We start from the raw sequence: 22417 nt of genomic DNA, 5'->3' as shown, positions 1-22417 counted from the left end.
CGGAAGCGTTCCGGTTCCGGCTTGTTGTCGAGCCAAGTGCGGTGCGTGACACAGCGGATGGGTGTCGTTCGATGTCAACGGCCCTTCGCCGAACGAGTTCGGCGTGACCTGGTACGGTGCACCGGGTTGGACGTTAGTTGACGTGGCGTTACGCTGCGAAAACGACATTTCCACTGTAGCAACCGGACATTGTACGCATCCACGCGACGGGTGTCCCCTATCGCTATCATCGTTCCGCCGCCCCCGAGGAATCAGATGTCAGGCATACGCGACCGACGCAGTGATCCCAGGACTTCGCGTAGATCTCTCCGGATATCGCTGGCTCTGCCGGTCCTCATCGCCGCGCTCACGCTCACCGGTCTGTGGGGCTGGGCGGGGAGTTCTCTCGTCGGGGACAGTCTCACGCTGGGGTCCGACGCGGACCGCGCCGAATCGGTCGGGGAACCGACCCGTGAACTGATCGCCTGTCTCCAGGGCGAACGCCGCGCGACCGCCGCCTGGCTGGCCGACGACGACTCCGCCTCGCTCGACACCGTGGACGAGGCCCGCGCCGCCACGGACGCGGCCGTAGAACGTTTTCGCGGCTCCCGTTCCGAGCTGGAGTCCGGCAGCTCCACCGTGCGCGGCTGGGCCGGCCGGCTCGACGGCTCGCTCGGCGAGCTCGACCAGCGCCGTTCCGCCGTCGACGACGGCGAGTTGACGGGCGCCGAGGCCCACCGCGCCTTCACCGAGACCGTCACCGAGGCCATCGCCCTGCTCGACGCGGCGCACCGGATGTCCGACGCCGCGCTGAGCCACCGGGCCATCGCCGCGACCGACCTCCTGGAGCTGGACGAGGCGTTCTCCCGCCAGGACGCGCTGCTGTACACGGCCGCCGAGGAGGGCGTCGACCAGGAGGCCGTGCGCCAGGCGCACGCCCAGGCGCTGGCGCTCCAGAGCCAGACCCGCACCGCCCTGGACATCGGCGACCTGCCGCAGCAACAGGCCGACGCCTACGAAAGCCTCGTCGAGACCGCCCAGTTCGCCGAGCTGATCGCCGTCGAGGCCCCCGGGCAGGACGGCGCCAACGCGCTGCCCGGCGACGCCACCACCTGGCGCGAGGCCGCCGACGCCGTCGGCACCGAGCTGCGGACGGTCAGCGACGACACCTTCGCGTCGGCCGCTTCCGACGCCTCCGACCGGTCCACCAGGATGCTGATCGGCGCCGCCCTCGGCACCGTGCTGGCGCTCGCCGTACTCGTCGGCGCCGTGCTGCTGACGCTGCGCGCGACCCGTTCGCTCACCACCCGGCTCACCGCGCTGCGGGAATCGGCCGACGAGGTCTCCGACGTCACGCTGCCGCGGATGGTCGAACGCATGGGCCACGACGGGAAGTTGGAGCCTCCGGCCCCGCCCGCCGACGAGTCCTACGGGGACGACGAGGTCGGCCGGCTCGCCGAGGCGCTGCGGCGCCAGCGGCAGCAGGTCATCGAGACCATCATCCAGCAGGCCAGGGGCCGTGAGGGCTCCGAAATCGTCTTCCTCGGCCTCGCCCGCCGCACCCAGATCCTCATCAACCGGATCATCCCCAAGCTGGACCAGCTGGAGCGCGAACACCAGGACTCCCGGCTGCTGAAGGACATCTTCGCCGTCGACCACCTGGCCACCCGCGTCCGCCGCCACACCGAGAACCTGCTGATCCTCGGCGGCGCCATGCCCGGCCGCCGCTGGGGCGAGCCGGTGCCGATCTACGAGGTGATGCGGAGCGCGATCTCCGAGACCGAGGACTACAGCCGCGTCGAGGCGCCGCCCGCGCCCCGGGTCGCGCTGACCGGCCGCGCCGTCGCCGACGTCGTCCACCTGCTCGCCGAACTCATCGAGAACGGCACCTCGTTCTCCCCGCCCGACACCAAGGTGTCGGTCAGCGCCCAGACCGTGGCCAGGGGCCGGCTCGCCGTCGAGATCATCGACCGGGGCCTGGGCATGTCCGAGGCCGAGTACACCCGACTCAACAACCTGCTGGCGGACCCGCCCAAGCTCGACATGATGACCCTGGGCGAGGCGCCGCGCCTGGGCCTCTTCGTGGTCGCCAGGCTCGCCAAGCGCCACGGCCTGGAGGTCGTGCTGCGCTCCTCCCCCTACGGCGGCACGCTCGCCGTGGTGCTGCTCCCCAACGAGCTGCTGGAGGAGGGCTCCTCGATCCTGTCCGGGATCATGGGCGAGGCGGCGCGCGCCGCGGCCGAGTCCCAGCCCGAGCCCGAGCCCGAGCGGGACCAGTGGGAGAACACGCAGGTGCTCACCCCGCCGCAGCCCTCGGAGTTCGACGCGCTGGCCGGCGGTCGGACCATCGGCAGCGGCCTCGAACCGGCCCCCTCGCTCGGCGGCGAGCGCTCCGAGCCCGACCTGGTCGGCGTCGGCTCCTCCGACGCGCCGCCCGCCTCCGAGGTGCACGTCCCGGCCGGCGGCGAGGGCCATGCCTTCGCCGGCGACCAGGCGGTGGCGCCGCAGCACACGACGGCACCCCCCGTGGTCGAGCCGCACGAGGTCGAAACGGAGGCGCTGCCCCACCCGCCCACCGTCTACGACGACAGCGGATACCCCGCGTACGGAGGCGCCGGCCTGTTGCCCAGCACGCCCAGCACACCCTCGACTCCCCCCGCGTCCCACCCCGCCGGCGCGGCGGAGCGTTCCACCCCGCCGCCCGGTGGCCGCGAGGGCCGCCCGACCGGTGGTCCCGCACCCTCCCGCGTCGGTCCCGGCCACAGCGGGAGCGGCCTGCCCACCCGGGGCACCGCTCCGAGCGGAGTGCCGGTCGACAAGGCCGTCGACTCGGCGGAAGATATGCCACGTGCACATTCCGACGTCACCACCACCGGTACCGAGGCACCCAGGACGATCGACGCGACCCCCGGGCCGGGAGCCGGGTCGGGGACGCCGTTGAAGCTTCCCGTACGCGTCCGGGGCGAGCGGTTGGCCGACCAGCTCCGCGCGGAGGCGCACCTGCGGCCGGGGGCGGACGACGAGGACCGCGCCCGTCCGCTCTCCCCGGGGCAGGCAGGCGCCACCATGGCCGCCATCCAGTCGGGTAACAAACGCGCCCGGTTCCCCCAGCCCGCACCCTCTGCCGAAGGACATGACCCGCAGGAGCGACCCGCCGGCTACCACACCGACGCGGACCCTGTGAGGAAGGAACAGCGATGACCGACCAGACCCACGCCAGCGCTCACCTGGGCTGGCTTCTGGACAACCTGGTGGCCGGCGTGCCCGAGGTCCACCACGCCATCGTGCTGTCCCAGGACGGGCTGCCCCTCGCCCGTTCCTCGGCGCTGGGCCGGGACGACGCCGAGCATCTCTCGGCCGTCGCCTCCGGTCTCCAGAGCCTCTCGCGCGGTGCGTCGTTGCGGTTCCAGGGCGGCCACGTGCGACAGACCGTGATCGAGATGGACAACGCCTTCCTCTTCGTGACCAACGCCGGTCAGCGGGCCCAACTGGCCGTGCTGACCTCGGACAAGGTCGACGCGGGAATGGCGGCGTACGAGATGACCCGCATCGTGCAGCAGGTCGGCGAGTACCTCAGCGCCGCGCCGCGGACCGAGACCCCGTCGGCCACGGCGTCGGGGCACTAATTCGGTGGGGGTCGGGAAGAAGAAATCTTCGTGGTTCGACGAGGAGTCCGGATACCTCGTCCGCCCGTACGCGATTTCCGGGGGCCGCACGTCCCCGGAAGGATCTGACTTCGCCCTGATCACCCTGGTGGTCGCCATGCCGGCCTCGCGTACCCTGGACAGGCGCCGTGAGCAGCCGGAGTTGACCGCCATCCTCGATTTAACTCAGGAACGCCCACTGGCGATCGTCGAAATCGCGGCGCGGCTTGACCTGCCGGCCAGTGTGGTGAAAGTGCTCTGCGGGGATCTGCTCGACAAGTCCATGATCGCAGTCAAGAAGCCGAGTCATGAGGCGTCAGCCCCCAGTGTGGAACTACTGGAGAGGGTCATCAATGGAATCCGCAGGCTATAGCCAGCAGGGGGGTTCGCAGCTGGCCATGCCAACGGCGCTGAAAATCCTCATCGCCGGTGGTTTTGGGGTGGGCAAGACCACCATGATCGGTTCGGTGAGCGAGGTGCCGCCGCTTGAGACCGAGGAGTACATGACGCAGGCCAGCGTCGGCGTGGACGACCTGGCGCAGATTCCGGAGAAGACCACCACCACCGTGGCCATGGACTTCGGCCGGATCACGCTCGACACCGAGCACGTGCTCTACCTCTTCGGCACTCCCGGCCAGGAGCGCTTCTGGTTCATGTGGGACGACCTGGCGGCGGGGGCGCTCGGCGCCGTGGTGCTGACCGACCCCCGCCGGCTGGCGGACAGCTTCGCCTCGGTCGACTTCTTCGAGCAGCGCCGGATCCCGTTCGCGATCGGCATCAACTGTTTCTACGGACGCAGGGAGTGCACGGCCGAGGAGGTCAACGCCGCGCTCAACCTGCGCAACCCGGCGCCCGTCGTGATGTGCGACGTGCGCGAACGGGAGTCCAGCAAGCGGGTGTTGCTGGCCCTGCTGGAGTCGGCCAAGACGGTCGCCATCGGCTGAGCCGCCGGTGCGGCCCGCCGGTGGGTTCCGCCGGACGCGTCGTTCCCGGGACGTCGATGTTCCCGGACGTGAAGTGGCCGCCCCCGGCCCGGAGAGGGTCGGGGGCGGCCACTTCCGCGTCCCCGGCGTCTCGCGGGGGTCTCTCGGTCGGTCAGGGCACCCGGGCGACGCCGGCCCACATGGAGACCGTCTCGTGGGTGGCCTCGGCCGGCACCGGGCCGTCGGGACGCCAGTCCTGGGGCGGGACCAGCCCCGGCTCGACCAGCTCCAGGCCGTCGAAGAAGCGCCGGATCTCCGCCTCGTTCCGCACCTGGCCCATCTGCCCGGTCGCGTTGCGGTTCACGTTGGCGATGCGCGACCAGGTCGGCGGGTCGAAGTCCCCCGTCACATGGGTGACCACCAGATAGCTTCCCGAGGGCAGCGCGCGCACGTACTCGGCCACCAACTCGTGCGCCGGCACGCCGCGTTCCGCGTCGTCGGCGATGTAGTGCAGCAGCGCGTTGAGGCACAGGGCGATCGGCCGGTCCAGGGTGAGGACCTCGCTGAGCTCGGGGCTGTCCAGAATGCTCGGCGGGTCGAAGAAGTCCGCGTGCAGATAGGCGGTGCGCCCCTCCGGGGTGCCCTGCATCAGCGCCTCGGCGTAGCGCAGCACGATCAGCCGGTTGTCGGTGTAGACGATGCGGGAGTCGGGCGCCACGGCCTGCGCGATCTGGTGCAGGTTGGGCTCGGTGGGGATGCCGGTGCCGATGTCGAGGAACTGCCGGATGCCGGCCTCCTCGGCCAGCCAGCGCGTCGCCCGGTGTATGAAGGCCCGGTTCGCCTTCGCGGCCGTCTTCACGCCCGGCCAGATGCCGGCGATGTACTGGCCGGCCTGCTCGTCCGCGGGGTAGGAGGTCTTGCCCTCCAGGAACCAGTCGTAGACCCGCGCCGGATCTGGCTTGTTCGGGTCGATCTGTTCCTCAAGCAACGGCTCTTTCCTCCCACTTGGCGATCCAGTCCGTGATCGGCACGCTGTCCCGCACGGAGGCGGCGGAGTCGAGCGCCATCAGGTACTGGCGGACGATCTGGGGCCGTTCACAGATCTCGGCGCCCCCCAGCGTACTTAACAGCACCAGGTCCGGCAGTTCGGAGGGGCGGTAGCGGATCATCTGCACGGGGCCGCAGAGCAGCGCCGAGTGCGCGGTGTGCAGCGGCACCACCCGGATGGTGAACCCGGGACGCTCCACCAGCCGCCGCAGATGGGCGAACTGCTCGCGCAGCACGGCCGGGCCGCCGACCCGCCGGCGCAGGGTCGCCTCCTCCACCAGCGCCCACACGGCCGGCGGCCGCGGCGCCGCGCGCTCCAGCACGGCCTGCCGCCCGCGCAGCAACTCCAGGCGGCGCCCCAGGCGTTGCTCCGACTCGCCCGGATGCTGGCGGCGGAGCAGCGCGGCGGCGTAGGCCGGGCTCTGCAGCAGGTCGGGCAGCACGGCGGGCGCGTAGACGCGGATCAGCTGCGCGTGTTCCTCAAGGCCGACGTGGTCAGCCAGCCAGTCGGGCAGCACGTCACCGTATTCCTCCCACCAGCCGGGGGCGTTGGCCCGTTCGGCCTGGGCCAGCAGGCGCGCGGTGCCGGCCGCGTCGAGACGGCCGTAGGCGGCGAGCAGCGTTCCCAGCCGGTCGGCGGCCAGCGCCACGCGGCCCTCCTCCAGCCGGCGCACGGCCTCCGGCGGCTCGTCGAGCACGGCCGCCGCCCCGGCCAACGACATCCCGGCCGCCCGGCGCAGCGCGCGCAGTCTGCCGCCCAGCAGCATCCGGCCGGCCGTCGCGGCGACATGACCAGCCGACATGGGAGCCCCCTCCGACACTCACCCGACCCCGCCCCCGGGCGCGACCACCCGGCGACAACCGGCCAGGCGCCGCGGCGCGTTCCCCGGACCGCGGGCCGGGGCACGGATCGTGACCCTTCGCAGCGTAGTGCCAACGGCGTGGCGCGCGCAGGGAGTTGGCAAGGGCGGGGAAGCGGCTCGGCCGGAGGGAGCGCGGGTATCGGCCATTCTGCCTCCGGAGGGTGCCGCGGGTGCCCGTTGCTCGGCGGGTGCCCGCCGCGTCGTCGCCGGTCAACCCGTCCTCGGCGCGGGGCGCGGGGGGCTCTGAGCACGCGCTTCGTGGCGGGGGCGGTGGGCTCCCGACGGGCGACGACCGATGGCCAGGCGGACCGGCGTTTGGCCAGAACCCGTTCGAGTGAATCGTCACCGGAGGCTCAGTTACTCATCATGAGAAACATGCGGCACACAAATAAGTTGAGTGACTTAGCCAGGGTTCAGGGGTCCAGCGTGCAGGCGGGCGCGATCCACGGGGGCGTCCATGTGCACCCGGCGCATCGGGGCAAGACCGCCGACCAGGTGCCGCGACCCCGGCAACTCCCCGGTGTCACCGCTCATCTCGTCGACCGGAAGGCCGATCTCGCACGGCTCGACGCCCTGCGGGTCCAGGGCCACCCGGGGGCGCCGCGGCTGATCGTGGTGAGCGGGCAGCCCGGGGTGGGGAAGACGACCCTGGCCCTCGGCTGGCTCGACACGGTCGCCGGGCTCTTCCCCGACGGCCAGCTCTTCGTCGACCTCGGCGGCCACGGCCCGCGCGGGCCCGTCGCGCCCGAGGAGGTGCTGGCGGGGTTCCTCCGCGCCCTGGGAGTCGCCGACGTGCTCCCCGGGCTGGCCGACCGGGAGGCGCAGTGGCGCACACTGACCAGTTCCCTGCGGCTCGCCGTCCTGCTGGACGACGCCCTCACCCCCGCCGAGGTGCGCCCGTTGATCCCCGGCTCGGCCGACTGCCTGCTGGTGGTGACCAGCCGTCGGCAGCTCCCGGGGCTCGTCCGCCACGGGGCGCAGAGCCACCAACTCGACGCGCTCGCCCCGGAGGCCGCCCTGGAGCTGCTGTGCCGGGCCGGAGGCGGGCAGCGGGTGGCCAGGGAACGGCGGGCCGCACGGGACGTCGTGGAACGGTGCGGGCGCCTGCCGCTGGCCGTCTGCCTCGCCGCCGGCTATCTCGCCGTGCGGCCCTGGGAGTGGGTCGCCTCGCTGGCGGAGCGGCTGTCCGACGAGGGCGCCGTCTTCGAGCCGCCGGTGGACGGCGAGTGCTCCCTCCGGCGCGCGCTCGACGCGTCCCGCCGCCGGCTGCCGCCGCGGGCCGCCGCGGTCCACCGCCTCCTGGGGCTGCTGCCCGCCGCGGGCCTGGACGTCTCGGCGGTCGCGGCGGCGGCCGACGGCACCCTGCCGGAGGCGGAGGGCGCCCTGGCCGAGCTGGCCGACGCCAGCCTGGTGGCGCGCCTGGAGTGCGGTGCCTACCGTGCGCACGACCTCGTGCGCGCGCACGCCAGGGAACTCGCCCTCGCCGAGGAGCCCGCGTGGTGGCGGGAGTCGGTGCTCGACCGTTTCCTCGGCTGGTGCCTGGCGATGGCGACGGAGGCGGACCGCGTCGTCACCCCCAGCCACTGCGTGGCGCGTGGTCTTCCGCACCGCCCACCGGTCGATCCCGGGTTCGTGGGGGAGGAGCAGGCGGTCCGCTGGCTCGACCGGCGGCGGGACGTGCTGATGACGGCGGTTCGGGAGGCCGCGGCGGCGGGGCGGGACCGGGTGTGCTGGCAGCTGGTCGACGCCCTCCATCCGCTCTTCGCCCGACTCCGCCCGCCCGGACTCTGGGTGGAGGCGCACCGGATCGGTCTCGAAGCCGCCCGCCGCGACGGTGACGCGTTCGGGCTGGTGCGGATGCTGACCTCCGGCGGTGCCGCGCTGAGAGACGCCGGGCGGCACCGCGAGACGGCCGAGTGGTACGGGGAGGCCTACGCGTTGGCGCGTCAGGAAGGTGATCGGCACCAGCAGGCCCAGGCGCTCCAGGGCCTTGGCAACTCGCACCTCTGGCTCGGCGAGCACGCGGCGGCGACCGAGAGGCTGCGCGAGGCACTGGCGTTGCGGGAGGCGATCGGGGACCGGAGGGGCGCCGCGCTGAGCCGGGTCTCGCTCGCCGAGGTGGCCGTCGCCGAACACGAGTACGCGCGGGCGGTGGTGCTCCTGGCGGACGCGAGGGCGCGGCTGGCCGAGGCGGGCGACGCGTACGACGCGGCCCGTGCCCTTGCCCTGCTCGGGCGAGCCACCGGCCTGGGAGGCGACAGGGCCGCGGGAGAGCGGCGGCTGTGGGAGGCGCTCGACGAGTTCGGAACGACGGGCGCGGTGCCCTGGCAGGCCAGGGTCTGGGAGCTGCTGGGCGAGGTGGCGCAACACCACGGGGAGACGGCCGAGGCGGTCCCGCGCTACGAGCGGTCCCGCGAGCACTACGCGCCCGTGAGCGCACGGGACGCCGCGCGCCTGACGGAGCGGCTGCGTTCGCTGTGAGGGGGGACGCGGGCGAGCGGCCCCCGGGTCGCTCAGGAGCGCCGGCGACCGGACGGGCGAGGGCCCGGCGCCGCCGCACGCGTTCCCCGTCCCCCGCTCCCCTCCCGCTTCCGCCGCCACGCCCCCGGTTCAACCCGCGTCGTACGGGATAGGCTCAGGAACGCAGCTGGTTCGCCCTGTCCGCCAGGCAGGCGCGTCGCAAGAGGGAACCCGGTGGGAATCCGGGACTGCCCCGCAGCGGTGAGTGGGAACGACCGCCGTCACACGCACTGGGCCCGGCCGGGTCTGGGAAGCGACGGCCAGTAGGTCCGTGTCAGGCGCGCTCGCACGACGAGCGGCGTCCCGGCGCGGTCGCCCGCGAGTCCGAAGACCTGCCACTGCCCGCGCGCGAGCCTCGCGCGCGGAGGTTCGGTGACCTCGTGGGCGGGTCGCGTGAACACGACGCGTGTCCGTCGCGCGCCTCACGGCAGCGCGGAGCACCGCCGTCGTCACGCCTTCGCGCCCGTGGTGGGTCACCGACCGCACGGGAGTTCACTCGCGAAGGAGAGTCCCTTGACCGCCAAGCCCGCAGCCGCGGCAGTACGGGCCACCGTCCACGGCTTCCCCCGCCAGGGCCCGGACCGCCAGCTCAAGAAGGCGATCGAACGGTACTGGAAGGGCCGCCTCGACGCCGCCCCCCTGCTGGAGACCGCCGCCGAACTCCGCGCCGCCACCTGGGTCCAGCTCGCGGACGCCGGTCTGGACGAGGTGCCCACCGGCGACTTCTCGCTCTACGACCACGTGTTGGACACCACCGTCATGGTCGGCGCCATCCCGCCCCGCCACCGCGCCGCCTACGACGCCGACCCGCTGGACGGCTACTTCGCGATGGCGCGCGGCACCCAGGATGTCGCACCGCTGGAGATGACCAAGTGGTTCGACACCAACTACCACTATCTGGTCCCGGAGTTGGGGCCGGACACGGTCTTCGCCGCCGACTCGCGCAAGCAGTGCGCCGAGCTGGGCGAGGCGCTCGCGCTCGGCCTGGCGGCGCGCCCCGTGCTGCTCGGCCCCGTCAGCTATCTGCTGCTCGCCAAGCCGGCCCCCGGCGTCGCCGAGGACTTCGACCCGCTCACCCTGCTGGACCGGTTGCTCCCCGTCTACGCCGAGGTCCTCGCCGACCTGCGCGCCAGGGGCGCCGAGTGGGCGCAGCTCGACGAGCCCGCCCTGGTCCAGGACCGCACCCCCGCCCAACTCGCCGCCGTTGAACGGGCCTACCGCCTGCTCGGCACCCTCGACGACCGGCCGCGGCTGCTGGTCGCCTCCTACTTCGACCGGCTCGGCGCCGCCCTGCCCGTGCTGGCCAAGGCGCCCGTCGACGGCCTCGCCCTGGACCTGACCGGCCCCGCCGCCGGCAACCTGGACGACCTGGCGGCGGCCGGCGGCATCCCCGGCAAGCGGCTGGTCGCGGGCGTGGTCAACGGGCGCAACGTGTGGATCAACGACCTGGAGCGTTCGCTCTCCACCCTCGCCACCCTGCTCGGCCTGGCCGGTCGCGTCGACGTCGCCTCCTCCTGCTCGCTGCTGCACGTCCCGCTGGACGCCGCCGCCGAACGCGACATCGACCCGCAGATCCTCCGCTGGCTCTCGTTCGCCCGCCAGAAGGTCACCGAGATCGTCACGCTCGCGCGCGGACTGCACCAGGGCGCGGACTCCGTCGCGGCCCAACTCGCCGCCAACCGGGCCGATCTGGCCTCGCGTTCCGGATCGCCCATCACCCGTGACCCGGCGGTGCGGGAACGGGCCGCGGCCGTCACGCCGGCCGACACCCGCCGCGCCGAGGGCTACGCCGAGCGGACCGCCGCCCAGCGCGCCCGGCTGGCGCTGCCGCCGTTGCCGACCACCACGATCGGCTCGTTCCCGCAGACGACCGAGCTGCGCGCGGCCCGCGCCGAGCTGCGCTCCGGCCGGCTGGACGCGGCCGGCTACGGGGAACGGGTGCGGCAGGAGATCCGCGAGACCATCGCCTTCCAGGAAAAGGCGGGGATCGACGTGCTGGTGCACGGTGAACCCGAACGCAACGACATGGTGCAGTACTTCGCGGAGCAGCTCACCGGCTATCTGGCCACCCAGCACGGTTGGGTGCAGTCCTACGGCACCCGCTATGTCCGCCCGCCGATCCTCGCCGGCGACATCTCGCGGCCGGCGCCGATGACCGTGGAGTGGACCCGTTACGCCCAGAGCCTCACCGACCGGCCGGTCAAGGGGATGCTCACGGGACCGGTCACGATGCTGGCCTGGTCGTTCGTCCGCGACGACCTGCCCAGGGGCGAGACGGCGCGGCAGGTGGCGCTCGCGCTGCGGGACGAGGTCGGCGACCTGGAGGCGGCCGGCACCGCCGTGATCCAGGTGGACGAGCCCGCGCTGCGCGAGACGCTGCCGCTGCGGGCGGCGGACCAGCCGGCGTATCTGGCCTGGGCCACCGAGGCGTTCCGGCTCACCACCGGAGGGGTGGCCGCGGCGACGCAGATCCACACGCACATGTGCTACGCCGAGTTCGGGGACATCCTCCAGGCCATCGACGACCTGGACGCGGACGTGATCAGCCTGGAGGCGACCCGTTCGCACATGCGGGTGGCCGACGAGCTGGCGGCGGCGCGGTATCCGCGCGAGGTCGGGCCCGGGGTCTACGACATCCACTCGCCGCGCGTGCCGGACCGGGAGGAGGTCGTGGGCCTGCTGCGCGCCGGGCTGGGGGCGATCCCGCCGGAGCGGCTGTGGGTCAACCCGGACTGCGGCCTGAAGACCCGGGCATGGCCGGAGGTCCGCGACGCGCTGACGCATCTGGTGGACGCGGCACGGGAGTTGCGGGGCGGGCTTTCCTGAGGCGCGGCTCGCGGCCCGTTTCGCGGTTCGCGGCTCGCGGCTCGTTTCGCGGTTCGCGGCTCGTTTCGCGTTTCGCGGTTCGCGGGTCCGTCCCGGTCGGGTGGTGTCCACTTCCGACCGGGACGGACCGGCCCGCGCCTGTGACCGTTCGTTCCCGCGCTCGTTCTGACTCCGCTCCGATCCCGCCCCGACCTCTTTCGCGCACCTTTCGCGCACCTCGCGCGCGTTCCCGCCCCAGGGGTGACTCCCGTACCGCGCGCAGCCGTTGACCAGCGGGGATTGTCAGTGGTGGCCCGTAGAATCAACAGTGTTCGAATGGTCAGCCGTCGTTCCCGGAGGTACCGATGGCCGCTGTCGTGACACCGCTTCCGCTGGACATTCCCCTCTCTCCCCCGACCGCCCCCGAGCTCCGCAGAAAGCGGCTGCCCGCCGGGCAGCCGCGCGCCTGGTACGAGTCGCACAACCGCAGGCTGAAGGCGCTGCGCCTGGCCACGGCCCTGCTGGACACCGGCGTCTACCACCCGGCCGGCGCCAGCGACGAGCGCATACGCGCCATCGCCCCGCTGATCGGGGTCCACCCACCGTCGACGACCACCTGCCGCATGGTCCGCTCCCTGATGCGCCACTGAGCGGCCGTTCAGCATCCGGCCGCCCCACCGCCCCGCACCGGCTCTCCGAGCCGGGAGGGCCCGGCGGGGGTGGGGGGCCAGGGCTACCGGCGGCCCGGCCCGCGTTCGAGAGGGCCGACCACCCCGAGGACGAAGCGGTCCACGGCGTCGTCGACGCTGCGGATGAAGCTGGTCTCGCTGTTGCCCCTGCCATTGCCCAGCCCCTTGAGCAGGGACAGCCGGAATCCGGTGATCTGGGCTCCCTGGCGGGGCAGCAGGTCGGCGGGCTCCGGCCGCAGTCGTTCCAGCGTGCCGCGCGGGCCGGGCTCCGTTCCCTCGACGAGGGTCTGGACGTGCAGGTCGGCGGGTGCCTCCGCGAGTTGGCGGAGGAGGCGCTTGGCCCAGGCCAGCGGGTACCCCTGCTCGGGTGCCTGGACGTCGACTGAGGTGCGAGCCTTCCCGGTGCGCAGATCGGCCGTGAGCGAGAGGATTCCCGGGCCGCCCTCGATCCGCAGTTCGGCGACCAGCCGACCGTCGAGGCAGAACTGGTCGGCGAGGGCCGCGCGTTGCGCCGCCGGTTCCGTGCCGCGTCTGGTCCGCCGGACGGGCAGCACCTTGCGGCCCAGCTCGCCGCCGAGCCGCAGACAGACCTGCCTGATCAGCCGTTCCCAGCTCTCGATCACCCGGGCGGCACGCGGGTCGCCGGGGGTGAGGGTCTCGTCGTCGATGGCCCGGCGGACCGGCACCCAGGCGGGGCCCATGTTCTGGAAGCCGTGGCAGCCCGAGTTCTCGTGCTGGAGGTAGCGCAGCAGCTCCTGCAGGAGCCAGACGTGCGCGCCGTTGCTGACGCCCTCGTGCCGGATCAGCATCTGGGCTTGGTGGGCGACTTCGGCCCAGGACAGATGCCAGAGGGAGACACGGTGCCGGCGCCGCCTGTCGATCTTCACGTCCACCAGGGGACTGCCTTCGAGCGCCACGTCGTTGGAGAGGGTGATCACCGTCTCGTAGGCCCGCCGTGCGGCGATGTCCATGTAGTCCTGCACCTGCTCGGATTTGAGCGGGTTGCCGTTGGTCTTCGTCTCGACCAGTGCCGTCCAGAGCTTGCCGGCGCGCTCCACGCGGATCACCCCGTCGGGGCGGCGCGGCGTCTCGCCGTGCGGCAGGGTGACCTCGGTGAACGTCTCCATCCTCCCGGCCGGGGCGCCGAAGCCGGCGGTGAGGCGCCGTCCGAACTCGGGGACCTCGGCCATCACCGACAACAGCACCGAGGTGGCGCGCGCCTCGCGTTCCCGGTCGGTCCTGAGGGAGGAGACGGGGAAGAGCCGTGCCGGCCGCCACGCGGGGTTCTCCGCCAGGGACTTCTTCGGCGCCTTGGGCAGCGTGACCTTCTTGCGTGTCGAGCGCGGGCGCCGACGGGGCGCCGCGGCGCCCGGGGCATCGCCGGCCGGTGTGGACGCCGGCGCGGTGTCCCGGTCGCGGGGAGTGGGAACGGCCGGGGGCTCTGCGGTCGTCAGCGACCCGGCCGGCGCGGCCGATGCCGGGCCCTCCCCCCGGCTCAGCGCCGCCCCGTCCTGGCCTGTGCCGTCGGTGGCGGGTGCGGTCGGGGCGGCGGAAGCGGGCGCGTCCCCCGTTCCGCGCTCCTCCGCGGTCTTCTCCCCGCCCGTCGTCTCGCCCGTCGTCTCGTCCTCGCCCGCGCTCTCGCCCTCGCCCGTGCTCCCGTCCTCGTCCGCCGCCTCGTCGTCGTCGATGTCGATGCCGAAGTCGGTGGCCAGCCCGGCGAGTCCACTCGCGTAGCCCTGGCCGACCGCCCGGAACCGCCACTCGTCGGAGCGCCGGTAGAACTCGCCGAACACGAAGGCGGTCTCCCGGGAGGCGTCCGCGATGCCGAAGCCGAGCAGCGTCTCGCCGTCCCGGTCCGCGACCGTCAGCCTGATGTCGTCGAGGTCCCCGAAGCAGCCGCCTCCGTACCGGCTCGCGGCCACGACCACGCGGGCCACTTCGCCGGGCAGCGCGCCGAGGTCGACACTGATCCGGTCCTCGCTCCCGTCGGCGCTCGGCGACTTGCCGAGCAGTTGCACGCTGCCGTCGGGTGCCGCCACATGGTTGTAGAAGAAGAAGTCGTCGTCGCCCCTGACCTTGCCGTCCGCGTCGAGGAGAAGAACGGACACGTCGGCGTCCCCGTCGTCCTTCTCACTGCTCCAGGAGAGACCGACCACCACCGCGCCGGCGTGCTCGCTCAGCGAGGCCAGACCGACGTTCCCACCCTTGACCATCTCCTGCATATGCCCCCAGCCCCTTCACCGCACCGTCACGTGTCGCTCAGTGTGTGCGAACGATAACGTCAGGGCCCCGGAGGCGTCCGGGAGTTGACTCATTTTCCGCTGTCCGCGACGTCCCCCTCCGCCAGCGCGTGGCGGACGCGCATCAGGGCGAAGCCGAGGAGGTTCTCGCCGCGCCAGCGGGTGGGGGAGGTGGCGCGGGGATCGTCGGCCGCGTGGCCGATGCCCCAGACGCGGTCGACGGGGCTCGCCTCGACCAGGACGCGGCCGGAGGTGGCGAGCAGGTAGTCGCGCAGCGCCGGGTGCTGGGCGAACTTGGCGGTGTTGCCCCGGACGACGATCTCCATGCGGCCGGCGCGCCAGGTCTCCTCGTCGAAGCGGGCGACCTGCCTGCCCAGGGCCTTGGCCGCGCCGGGGTGGGGTGCGGCCAGGACGCGGGCCGCGGTCTCCTCGTCCCCGAAGAGCCTCGCCTTGCCGGCCATCATGTAGGTCTCGGCGGTGGGGTAGGTGACGCCGTCCACGGTGAACGGGGCGGTCCACCACTGGCTGAGTACCCAGGGTCCTGGCCCGTCGTTCCGGCCGGCGCGGTGGCCCCAGAAGCAGAGGTACTTGAGGGGGCGGCCGGAACGCTCCCAGCGGCGGAGTTCGTCGAGGTCGGTCGGCGGGGTCCGGCGGTTCTTCATGGCCCCAGCCTGACACGGACCGGGTGTCGGGGGCCATCGGTTAACGGTGCCGCCGGCCGGGTGAGAATCGGCCGGCGCCGAACGGCATGGTCCGCGCGGGCCGTGCCGTTCGGCCACGCTGGTGGATCGCCCAGTAGCCGGCCCGCGCGGGCCGTAGGTCAGAAGGGACCGGCCATGTCCGTTGATCCGCTCGCCCACTTCCTGCGGCAGCTCAGCCCTGAGAACCGGCGGTGGATGGAGGGCCAGCCCGAGGACAAGCAGCGGGTCATCGCCGAGCGCTGGGAGCCGGCCGAGGGGCGCGGCGCCTCGTGGCTGGCCTCGCACGATCTGGCGCCCGACCTGGTGGACGAGGGCGCCTCGGCCAACGCGTACCTCCAGGAGGTGCGGGACGGCGAGCAGTACTGACCGGCTCCCGCGCGTTCACACGAGGGTGGCGCCGTACTCCGCGAGTACCTGGGCCACCGGCTGGTAGTAGGTGGTGCCGCCGCTGGAGCAGTTGCCGCTGCCGCCGACCGGGATGCCAAGCAGGGTGGTGCCCGAGGTCAGGGGGCCGTTGCGGTCGCCGGGTTCCATGCAGAGATTGGTCTCGATCAGTCCGGAAACGACCACGCCTCCACCGAAGTTGATCGTGACGTTAAGGGCGGTGACCGTTCCGCTGTGGCAGCCGGTGGTGGTGCCGCCGCGGGTGACGGCCTGGCCGACGGTCGGATCGCCGACCGAGGTGAGGGGCGCGCCGCCGCAGTTGGGGGTCTGTTCGACCGGGACGGCGGGGTTCTCGTAGGCGAAGAGGCCGTGGGTGGGGTACGTGCTGCCGGTGGTGGGTCCGATCGGCACGGTCAGCTGCGGGTCCGCGTACCAGTGCGGGAAGCCCTCGGTGCAGGCGCCGGGGAGCAGTCCGAAACGATCGTCGCCGATGGCGAGGTTGGCCACGACCGTGCAGGAGAGGCCGGCATCCGAGAACACCGTGTCGCCGCCGGCCACCAGCGGAACGGCGTCGGCCGGCGCTCCGGCGCTCTGCGCCGCCGCGCCCGTCGGAAACGCCAGCAGACAGACGAGGGCGACCAGCGCCGCCCAGACGCGGACCGGTGGGCGGGGCGTGGCTGTGGTGGGGCGCACGCCGGCGCGAAGACGGAGGGGGAACGGGGAACGTGCGGTACTCACGGGGCCTCCCGGAGGCACGAAAGACGCGGACATACGGGCATACCGCATGCCGGCACGGGGACATGGGGCACACGGACACACGGGCATGACGTCGAAGCCGTCAACACGCCATCCTCCCAGCACGGTCACCTCCCGTACACAGCCGTGACGCCCGCGCTCCGGCGGCACGGGCCGCCGCGCCGCGCGCTCAGCCCATCGCCCGGTCCAGGTTGACCGCCGCGCTGATCAGCGCGAGATGGGTGAACGCCTGCGGGAAGTTCCCCAGATGCTCGCCCGTCAGGCTGATCTGCTCGGCGTACTGCCCGACATGGTTGGCGTAGGTGAACATCTTCTCCAGCCCCAGCCTGGCCTGTTCGATCCGGCCCGCCCTGGTGAGCGCCTCCACCCACCAGAAGGAGCAGAGCGAGAACGTGCCCTCGGTGCCGCCGAGGCCGTCCGGCGTCAGGCTCGGGTCGTAGCGGAAGACCAGGGTGTCGGCGACCAGGTGCTCGGTGACGGCGTCCAGGGTGGAGAGGAAGCGGGGGTCAGTCGGCGAGATCAGTTTCACCATCGGCATCAGCAGCAACGAGGCGTCCAGCACGGGCCGTTCACCCCCGGGCCCCGCCGACCCGTCGCCTCCCCGCCCGTCACCCCCGCTGTGCCGCGGTGCGCCGCCCGCGTCCTCCGCGCGGAGCCGCTGGGTGAACGCCCCGGCCGCCGGGTCCCAGCCCCGGTCCATGATCTGGGTGTAGATCCGGTCGCGCTCCGCCATCCAACGCGTCAGGTCGCCCGGCAGGCCGCGCTGCCGCGCCATCCGGATCATGCGCTCCACCGCCACCCAGCACATCAGCCGTGAGTAGGTGTGGTCCTGCCGGCCCGCGCGGGTCTCCCAGATGCCCTCGTCCGGGCGGTCCCAGTTCTCCAGCAGCCACTCCAGCTTGTCGCGGAGCCCCGTCCAGCTGTCGTGCGAGATGCCGGTGCCGTACTTGTTGAACAGGTAGACGCTGTCGACCAGTTCGCCGTAGATGTCGAGCTGGAGCTGGTGCGAGGCGCCGTTGCCGGTGCGCACCGGGCGGGTGCCGCAGTAGCCGGCGAGATGGCTCAGCTCCTCCTCCGGCAGGCTCGGGTCGCCGTCGATGCTGTACATCACGCGCAGCGGGCCGACGCCGTCCGGCGCCTCGGCCGAGGCGCGCAGGTTGCCCGTCAGCCAGTTGATGAACGCCTCCGCCTCGTTGGTGAAGCCGAGCCGCAGCAGCGCGTAGAGCGAGAACGCCGCGTCCCTGATCCAGACGTGCCGGTAGTCCCAGTTGCGCTCGCCGCCGATCCGCTCCGGCAGCCCCAGCGTGGGCGCGGCGATCAGCGCGCCGGACGGCTCGTGGGTGAGCAGCTTGAGGGTCAACGCGGAACGGTTGACCGTCTCCCGCCAGCGCCCCGAGTAGACGGACTGGCCGATCCAGCGCCGCCAGAACGCCACGGTGGCCGTGAAAAGCCGCTCCGCCTCCTCCGTGTCGACGCCGGCCGGCTCCCCGCCGCCCGCCGTGTCCAGGACGAAGAGCGCCGACTCGCCCTCGGCCAACGGGAACGCGGCCACCGCGTCCCCGCCGTCCACGGTGAGCGGCACGTCGGCCAGCAGCGAGAGCGTCAGCCCCTCGCCGGTGAACAGCACGCCGTCCGCCCGGCGTTCGGCCCGGTGGGTGCCGCGCCCGTAGTCGAAACGCGGCGCCACCTCCACCCGCATCCGGGTGCTGCCCCGCACGTTGACCACCCGGCGGACCAGTCGCTGCCGGTGGTCGGGGTCGTGCTCCCGCAGCACCGGCATGAAGTCCTGGACCTCGACCATGCCGTCCTCGGTGAGCATCCTGGTGATGAGGATGTTGGTGTCGGGAAAGTAGAACTGCTGCCTGCTGGCCACCTCGCACCCCGGCCTGACCAGCCAGTGGCCGCCGCGCTCCGGGTCGAGGAGGGCGCCGAAGACGCTGGGCGAGTCGAAGCGCGGCGCGCAGAACCAGTCGATCCTGCCGTCCGTGCCGACCAGGGCCGCCGTGCGCAGGTCACCGATCAGACCGTGCTCGGCGATCGGGAGATAGGGCGGGTCGAGGCGGTTCACGCGTCCGGCACCGCCCAACCGTCCGGCGCCGCCAGGTCGAGTGCCGCCCGGGGGCCCCACGAGCCGCGCGCGTAGGGCAGCGGCTCCGGCGGGGCGTCGAGCACCGGCTGGCACACCTCCCACAGCCGCTCGATCTCGGCGGCCCCGGTGAAGAGTGTCTGGTCCCCGCGCAACGCGTCCAGCAACAGCTTCTCGTACGCCTCCAGCGGCTCGTCGTCGGGAAACGCCTCGTCAGGGCGGAAGGTCAGGTCGCCGGGTGCCACGTCCAGCGCGGCGCCGGGGCGCTTCGCGCCGAGCCGCAGCCGCAGCAGCGGCCGGTCACTCAGCTCCAGCGAGAGCGCGTCCGGCCGGTCGCCCCCGCGCTCGTCCGCGCGCGGCGCGCCCCGCCCGCCGTCGAAGAGCGCCAGCGGCGCCGCGCGGAACCGCACCGTCAGCAGCCGCTCCGAGCTGCCCAGCGCCTTGCCCGTGCGGAGCAGGAACGGAACGCCGCGCCACCGCCAGTTGTCCACCCAGGCGCGCAGCGCGACAAAGGTCTCCACCGTCGAGTCGTCGGCGACGCCCTCCTCCTGACGGTAGCCGTCGAACTGGCCGAAGACCGTCTCCGCCGGATCCAGCGGCCGCAACGCGCGGAAGAGACTCAGTCGTTGCGCGCGCAGCCCGTCCGCGTCCAGCCGGGCCGGCGGCTCGATGGCGGCCACCCCCAGCATCTGGCAGAGATGGGTGCTGACCATGTCGCGGAAGGTCCCCGTCGACTCCATGAACGCGGCGCGCCCTTCGAGACCCAGCGCCTCCGGCACGTCGATCACCACGGAGGCGACATGCTCCCGGTTCCAGAAGGACTCGAAGATCCCGTTGCCGAACCGCAGGGCGAGCAGCGTCCGCACCGCCTCCAGGCCGAGGAAGTGGTCGATGCGGAAGACCCGTTCCTCCGGCACGTACGCGGCGATGGTCGCGTCCAGCGCGCGGGCGCTGGCCAGGTCGGTGCCGAACGGCTTCTCCATGATCAGCGACGCCCCGTCGGCCATCCCGGTCCGCCCGATCATCCGCACCATCTCCTCGGCGATGGACGGCGGGACGGAGAGGTAGAGCAGCGGACGGGCGCGTTCGCCCGCCTCCCGGCGGGCCCGGCGCAGCGCCTCGGCCAGCTCGGAGCCGTCCTCGGTCGTGGCGGCGACGTAGTCGACGCGGGCGGCGAACTCGGCCCACCGCCCCGCGTCGTAGACCTCGCCGGCGAACTCGCGCACTCCCTCGCCCAGCCGGTCCCGGAAGTCCTGGACATCGCCCCGCGCGCGCCGGCCGGAGCCGATGATCCGCAGGTCGTCCGGGAGCAGCCCGGCGCGGAAGAGCCGGAAGAGCCCGGGGAAGAGGTTGCGCCGGGCGAGGTCGCCCGTCGCGCCGAAGATGACCAGCACCCGCGGGTCGCGCACGGCCGCGGGGGAGGCTGAGGAGGAGTGGACATCGTTCACGGGGCGGTCGTCTCCCTCGGTGGGCGGGCCGGACGGCTCACTCCCCACTGTGCGCGCCCGCCCCCTCCCCGCCAACGGAACCCGCCGGGGACCGCGCCGGGTCACCGGAGTGCGGCCCCGCCCCGCGCCGGGCTCCGGCCGGCGAAACGGTTGGCCGGGCCCGCCGCCCCTCTGGCAGGCTGGGCCGATGGAGGGAACGCGGGACCCGGCCGGCGGGCTGCCGGCGATCCGGGGGGAGTGGGAGGCCCATCTGACGGTCGGTTGCCCGCCCGCACGGGTGGCGGCGCTGGCCTCCTGGGCGGAACGCCACGGACACGGCTTCGTCCACATCGTGCTGGCCCGGGGCGCCACGCCCTCCCAGCCGATGGTCAGCCTGCGGGGCGACGGCCCACTGGCCGAAGCCGGCCGCGCCGTCGCCGGGGTCACCGCCCGACTGGCCGCCGACGGGCACCCGTTGACCCGGGTCAAGATCGAGACCACGCCCTGGGCCGAGGGCGTCCCCGCCCACGACGCGGCGGACGGGACCGACCACCCGGGACGCTATTTCGAGCACCACGTGAAGCTGCTGCTGGCCGCCGACCACGACCGGCCCTCGCTGGAACGCCTCGCCGTGGCCCACGGCGCCCACGTGTCCTGGAACGCCCGGCGGGTCCGGGCGGACGGCGCGGAGGAACGGTTCGTCACGCAGCGCTGCGCCGGCGTCGGCTCCCCGACCGCTACCCGCCGGCTGGCCGCGCTGCTGGACGCCCTGGCGGTGGCGTCGGTTCCGCACCGGGTCGTCGAGGTCGAACGGGAGTACGTCGCGCACGACAGCAACCTCGCCCTGGACGACGGCTGGCTCCCGGCCGCCGGCGTGCGGGACGCGGGGCGGCCAGGCACCGCCACGAAGGGGACGACCACGCCGTGAACCAGTCCGAGCCCACGCCCACGCCCGAGCCCGCGCCCGCGCCGGGGACCGCCGCCGCGCCGCCGCGCGCCCCCGCCGCCGAGGCGCCCCGGCGGCCCCGGCTGCCCGCCACGCTGCTGCCGGCGCCGGAGGGGCTGCGGCGGCCGGAGATCTTCGACCCGGCGCTCAAGCACTTCCCGCGGGCCTTCCGCGCCGGCGAGCCCACGTTCGACGACCCCGCCGCGCGCGACGCCTGGCACCGCGCCCGGCGCACCGCGCTCGACCTGGTGCTGGCCGGCGTCGCGGGCGGCCGGTGGGCCGACCATCTGGTGCTGCGCGGCAGCGTGTTGCTGGCCAACTGGTTCGGCGACGCGGCGCGCGACCCCGGCGACCTCGACCTCGTCGTCGTCCCCGCCGCGTGGGCGATGGACGGACCGGAGACCTCGGGGCTGCTCGCCGACGTCGCGCGCGACGCCGAGGCCGCGGCCCGTGCGCACGGCGGGGTGGCGATCGACGCCGCCGGCGCGGCCGTCGAGGGCATCTGGACCTACGACCGCGTGCCGGGCCGGCGCATGGTGCTGCCCTGGAGCGCGCCCGGTACCCCCGGCGGCACCGTCCAGCTCGACCTGGTCTTCAACGAACCGCTGCCGGAACGGCCCGAGGCCGTCCGACTGCGCCCGCTGGGCGACGGCCCCGGCGCGCTGGTCCTCGGCGCCTCGCCCGGACTCTCGCTGGCCTGGAAGCTGCTGTGGGTGGTCAGCGACATGCACGTCCAGGGCAAGGACATCTACGACGCGCTGCTGCTCGCCGAGCGCACCCCGCCGGACTTCGCGCTGGTCCGCGCCGCCTTTCTGGCCGTCCCGAGCTCGGAGGGGGAACGTCTGACGCCGCCCGGCGACTGGTGGATCTCCTGGCTCGGGGACATGGAGGTCGAGTGGGAGCACTTCGTGCGCGAGTACCCGGAGTTGGCGGCCCGTACCGCCGACTACGCCACCCGGCTGCGCCGCGTCGTCGCCCCGCTGCTGGCCGAGGCCGACCAGCCGGGGGACACCCCGCACCGGCGGTGGGCCCGCTGGCTAGCGCCGCTGATCGACGAAGCGCGGGCCCGTGCCCCGCGCGAACGGGTCGCCGCCCTCGGCGAACTGGCCGCGGAGGGCGTGTCCGGTCTGACCGCGGCCGTCGTGATCCTGCGCGAGCTCGCGGGGACGGAGGCGCTCCCGGTGCGGCGGACGATGGAGGACGTGCTCGCCGCCGACGAACGCTGGGCGACCCTCAGGTCCAGGCCGCACCTCCGGCGGTTCGCCCTGCGCGACCTGGGCGAGGAACCGGACGACTGACCGGACGACTGACCGGCCGGCGGGGGTGCCGGGGCGGCCCGGCCCCGCCCGTTCCGTACGCTTCGTTGTCCCGGCCCCCACCACCAGCGCGGGCCACGCGATCAGGAGA

17 protein-coding genes and 1 riboswitch are annotated in these 22417 nt (G+C 73.5%); of the genes, 10 read left to right on the top strand and 7 right to left on the bottom strand.

Annotation, left to right across the window (positions count from 1 at the left end; translation table 11 throughout):
- The first annotated feature begins 255 nt into the window (after positions 1–255).
- Genes CRP51_RS24565 through CRP51_RS24550 form a run of 4 tightly spaced genes read left to right on the top strand, consistent with a single transcriptional unit; the run spans position 256 to position 4567 of the window.
- Complete coding sequence (locus CRP51_RS24565; protein WP_097233520.1) at positions 256–3180, top strand: sensor histidine kinase; 2925 nt, start codon at positions 256–258, stop codon at positions 3178–3180.
- Positions 3177–3605 carry a roadblock/LC7 domain-containing protein gene (locus CRP51_RS24560; protein WP_097233519.1) on the top strand — a complete coding sequence of 143 codons (429 nt, stop codon included), beginning with the start codon at positions 3177–3179 and terminating at the stop codon, positions 3603–3605. Before CRP51_RS24565 ends, CRP51_RS24560 begins: the two co-directional genes overlap by 4 nt.
- A gap of 4 nt (positions 3606–3609) precedes the next feature.
- Positions 3610–3996 carry a DUF742 domain-containing protein gene (locus CRP51_RS24555; protein WP_097233518.1) on the top strand — a complete coding sequence of 129 codons (387 nt, stop codon included), beginning with the start codon at positions 3610–3612 and terminating at the stop codon, positions 3994–3996.
- Positions 3997–4021: 25 nt separating this feature from the next.
- Complete coding sequence (locus tag CRP51_RS24550; protein WP_245880784.1) at positions 4022–4567, top strand: GTP-binding protein; 546 nt, start codon at positions 4022–4024, stop codon at positions 4565–4567.
- A 151-nt stretch (positions 4568–4718) separates the two neighbouring features.
- Here CRP51_RS24550 and CRP51_RS24545 read toward each other — a convergent pair whose 3' ends face one another.
- Both CRP51_RS24545 and CRP51_RS28570 read right to left on the bottom strand, forming a co-directional pair.
- A complete protein-coding gene (locus tag CRP51_RS24545) occupies positions 4719–5534 on the bottom strand; it encodes an SAM-dependent methyltransferase (protein ID WP_097233516.1) in 816 nt (271 codons plus the stop codon).
- Positions 5527–6396, bottom strand: a complete 870-nt coding sequence (locus CRP51_RS28570; RefSeq protein ID WP_141514660.1) for a helix-turn-helix domain-containing protein — start codon at positions 6394–6396, stop codon at positions 5527–5529. Before CRP51_RS28570 ends, CRP51_RS24545 begins: the two co-directional genes overlap by 8 nt.
- Positions 6397–6831: 435 nt before the next feature.
- Here CRP51_RS28570 and CRP51_RS28375 point away from each other — a divergent pair, with 435 nt between their 5' ends.
- The 3 genes from CRP51_RS28375 to CRP51_RS24525 all read left to right on the top strand — a co-directional run bounded on the left by CRP51_RS28375 (position 6832) and on the right by CRP51_RS24525 (position 12431).
- Positions 6832–8937, top strand: coding sequence for a tetratricopeptide repeat protein (locus CRP51_RS28375; protein ID WP_170970663.1), 2106 nt, complete (start codon positions 6832–6834; stop codon positions 8935–8937).
- A 167-nt stretch (positions 8938–9104) separates the two neighbouring features.
- A riboswitch (cobalamin riboswitch) is annotated at positions 9105–9314 on the top strand.
- A 175-nt stretch (positions 9315–9489) separates the two neighbouring features.
- On the top strand, positions 9490–11802 hold the full coding sequence (metE, locus tag CRP51_RS24530) for a 5-methyltetrahydropteroyltriglutamate--homocysteine S-methyltransferase (protein ID WP_097233513.1): 2313 nt from the start codon (positions 9490–9492) through the stop codon (positions 11800–11802).
- A 344-nt stretch (positions 11803–12146) separates the two neighbouring features.
- Positions 12147–12431, top strand: a complete 285-nt coding sequence (locus tag CRP51_RS24525) for a hypothetical protein (RefSeq protein ID WP_097233512.1) — start codon at positions 12147–12149, stop codon at positions 12429–12431.
- A gap of 83 nt (positions 12432–12514) precedes the next feature.
- Here CRP51_RS24525 and CRP51_RS24520 read toward each other — a convergent pair whose 3' ends face one another.
- Together CRP51_RS24520 and ybiA are read right to left on the bottom strand one after the other, a co-directional pair.
- Complete coding sequence (locus CRP51_RS24520; RefSeq protein WP_245880783.1) at positions 12515–14692, bottom strand: TerD family protein; 2178 nt, start codon at positions 14690–14692, stop codon at positions 12515–12517.
- 89 nt (positions 14693–14781) lie between these two features.
- On the bottom strand, positions 14782–15372 hold the full coding sequence (gene ybiA / locus CRP51_RS24515; protein WP_097233511.1) for a riboflavin biosynthesis intermediates N-glycosidase: 591 nt from the start codon (positions 15370–15372) through the stop codon (positions 14782–14784).
- Positions 15373–15546: 174 nt separating this feature from the next.
- Here ybiA and CRP51_RS24510 point away from each other — a divergent pair, with 174 nt between their 5' ends.
- A complete protein-coding gene (locus CRP51_RS24510) occupies positions 15547–15777 on the top strand; it encodes a hypothetical protein (protein WP_097233510.1) in 231 nt (76 codons plus the stop codon).
- A 15-nt stretch (positions 15778–15792) separates the two neighbouring features.
- Here the strand turns inward: CRP51_RS24510 and CRP51_RS24505 are convergent, their stop codons facing one another.
- The 3 genes from CRP51_RS24505 to zwf all read right to left on the bottom strand — a co-directional run bounded on the left by CRP51_RS24505 (position 15793) and on the right by zwf (position 20085).
- Positions 15793–16533 (bottom strand): S1 family peptidase, encoded by a 741-nt coding sequence (locus tag CRP51_RS24505; RefSeq protein ID WP_170970662.1) that lies wholly within the window; start codon positions 16531–16533, stop codon positions 15793–15795.
- 187 nt (positions 16534–16720) lie between these two features.
- The gene (locus CRP51_RS24500) at positions 16721–18619 is read right to left on the bottom strand and encodes a glycoside hydrolase family 15 protein (protein ID WP_097233508.1); all 1899 of its coding nucleotides are present in this window, start codon (positions 18617–18619) and stop codon (positions 16721–16723) included.
- Positions 18616–20085: a glucose-6-phosphate dehydrogenase gene (gene zwf / locus CRP51_RS24495; protein ID WP_097233507.1), complete on the bottom strand. Its 1470-nt coding sequence runs from the start codon at positions 20083–20085 to the stop codon at positions 18616–18618. Before zwf ends, CRP51_RS24500 begins: the two co-directional genes overlap by 4 nt.
- A gap of 187 nt (positions 20086–20272) precedes the next feature.
- On the opposite strand from zwf, the gene CRP51_RS24490 reads away from it, so the two are divergent.
- A complete protein-coding gene (locus tag CRP51_RS24490) occupies positions 20273–20992 on the top strand; it encodes a hypothetical protein (protein WP_245880782.1) in 720 nt (239 codons plus the stop codon).
- On the top strand, positions 20989–22308 hold the full coding sequence (locus tag CRP51_RS24485; RefSeq protein ID WP_170970660.1) for a nucleotidyl transferase AbiEii/AbiGii toxin family protein: 1320 nt from the start codon (positions 20989–20991) through the stop codon (positions 22306–22308). The genes CRP51_RS24490 and CRP51_RS24485 overlap by 4 nt, the downstream gene beginning before the upstream one ends.
- Positions 22309–22417: the final 109 nt, after the last annotated feature.

Origin of the sequence: Streptomyces zhaozhouensis, assembly GCF_900230195.1 — a bacterium.
Classification (GTDB): Bacteria; Actinomycetota; Actinomycetes; order Streptomycetales; family Streptomycetaceae; genus Streptomyces; species Streptomyces zhaozhouensis.
Note: the sequence above shows the minus strand (reverse complement) of the source record. Positions and strands in the feature narration are given on the sequence as shown.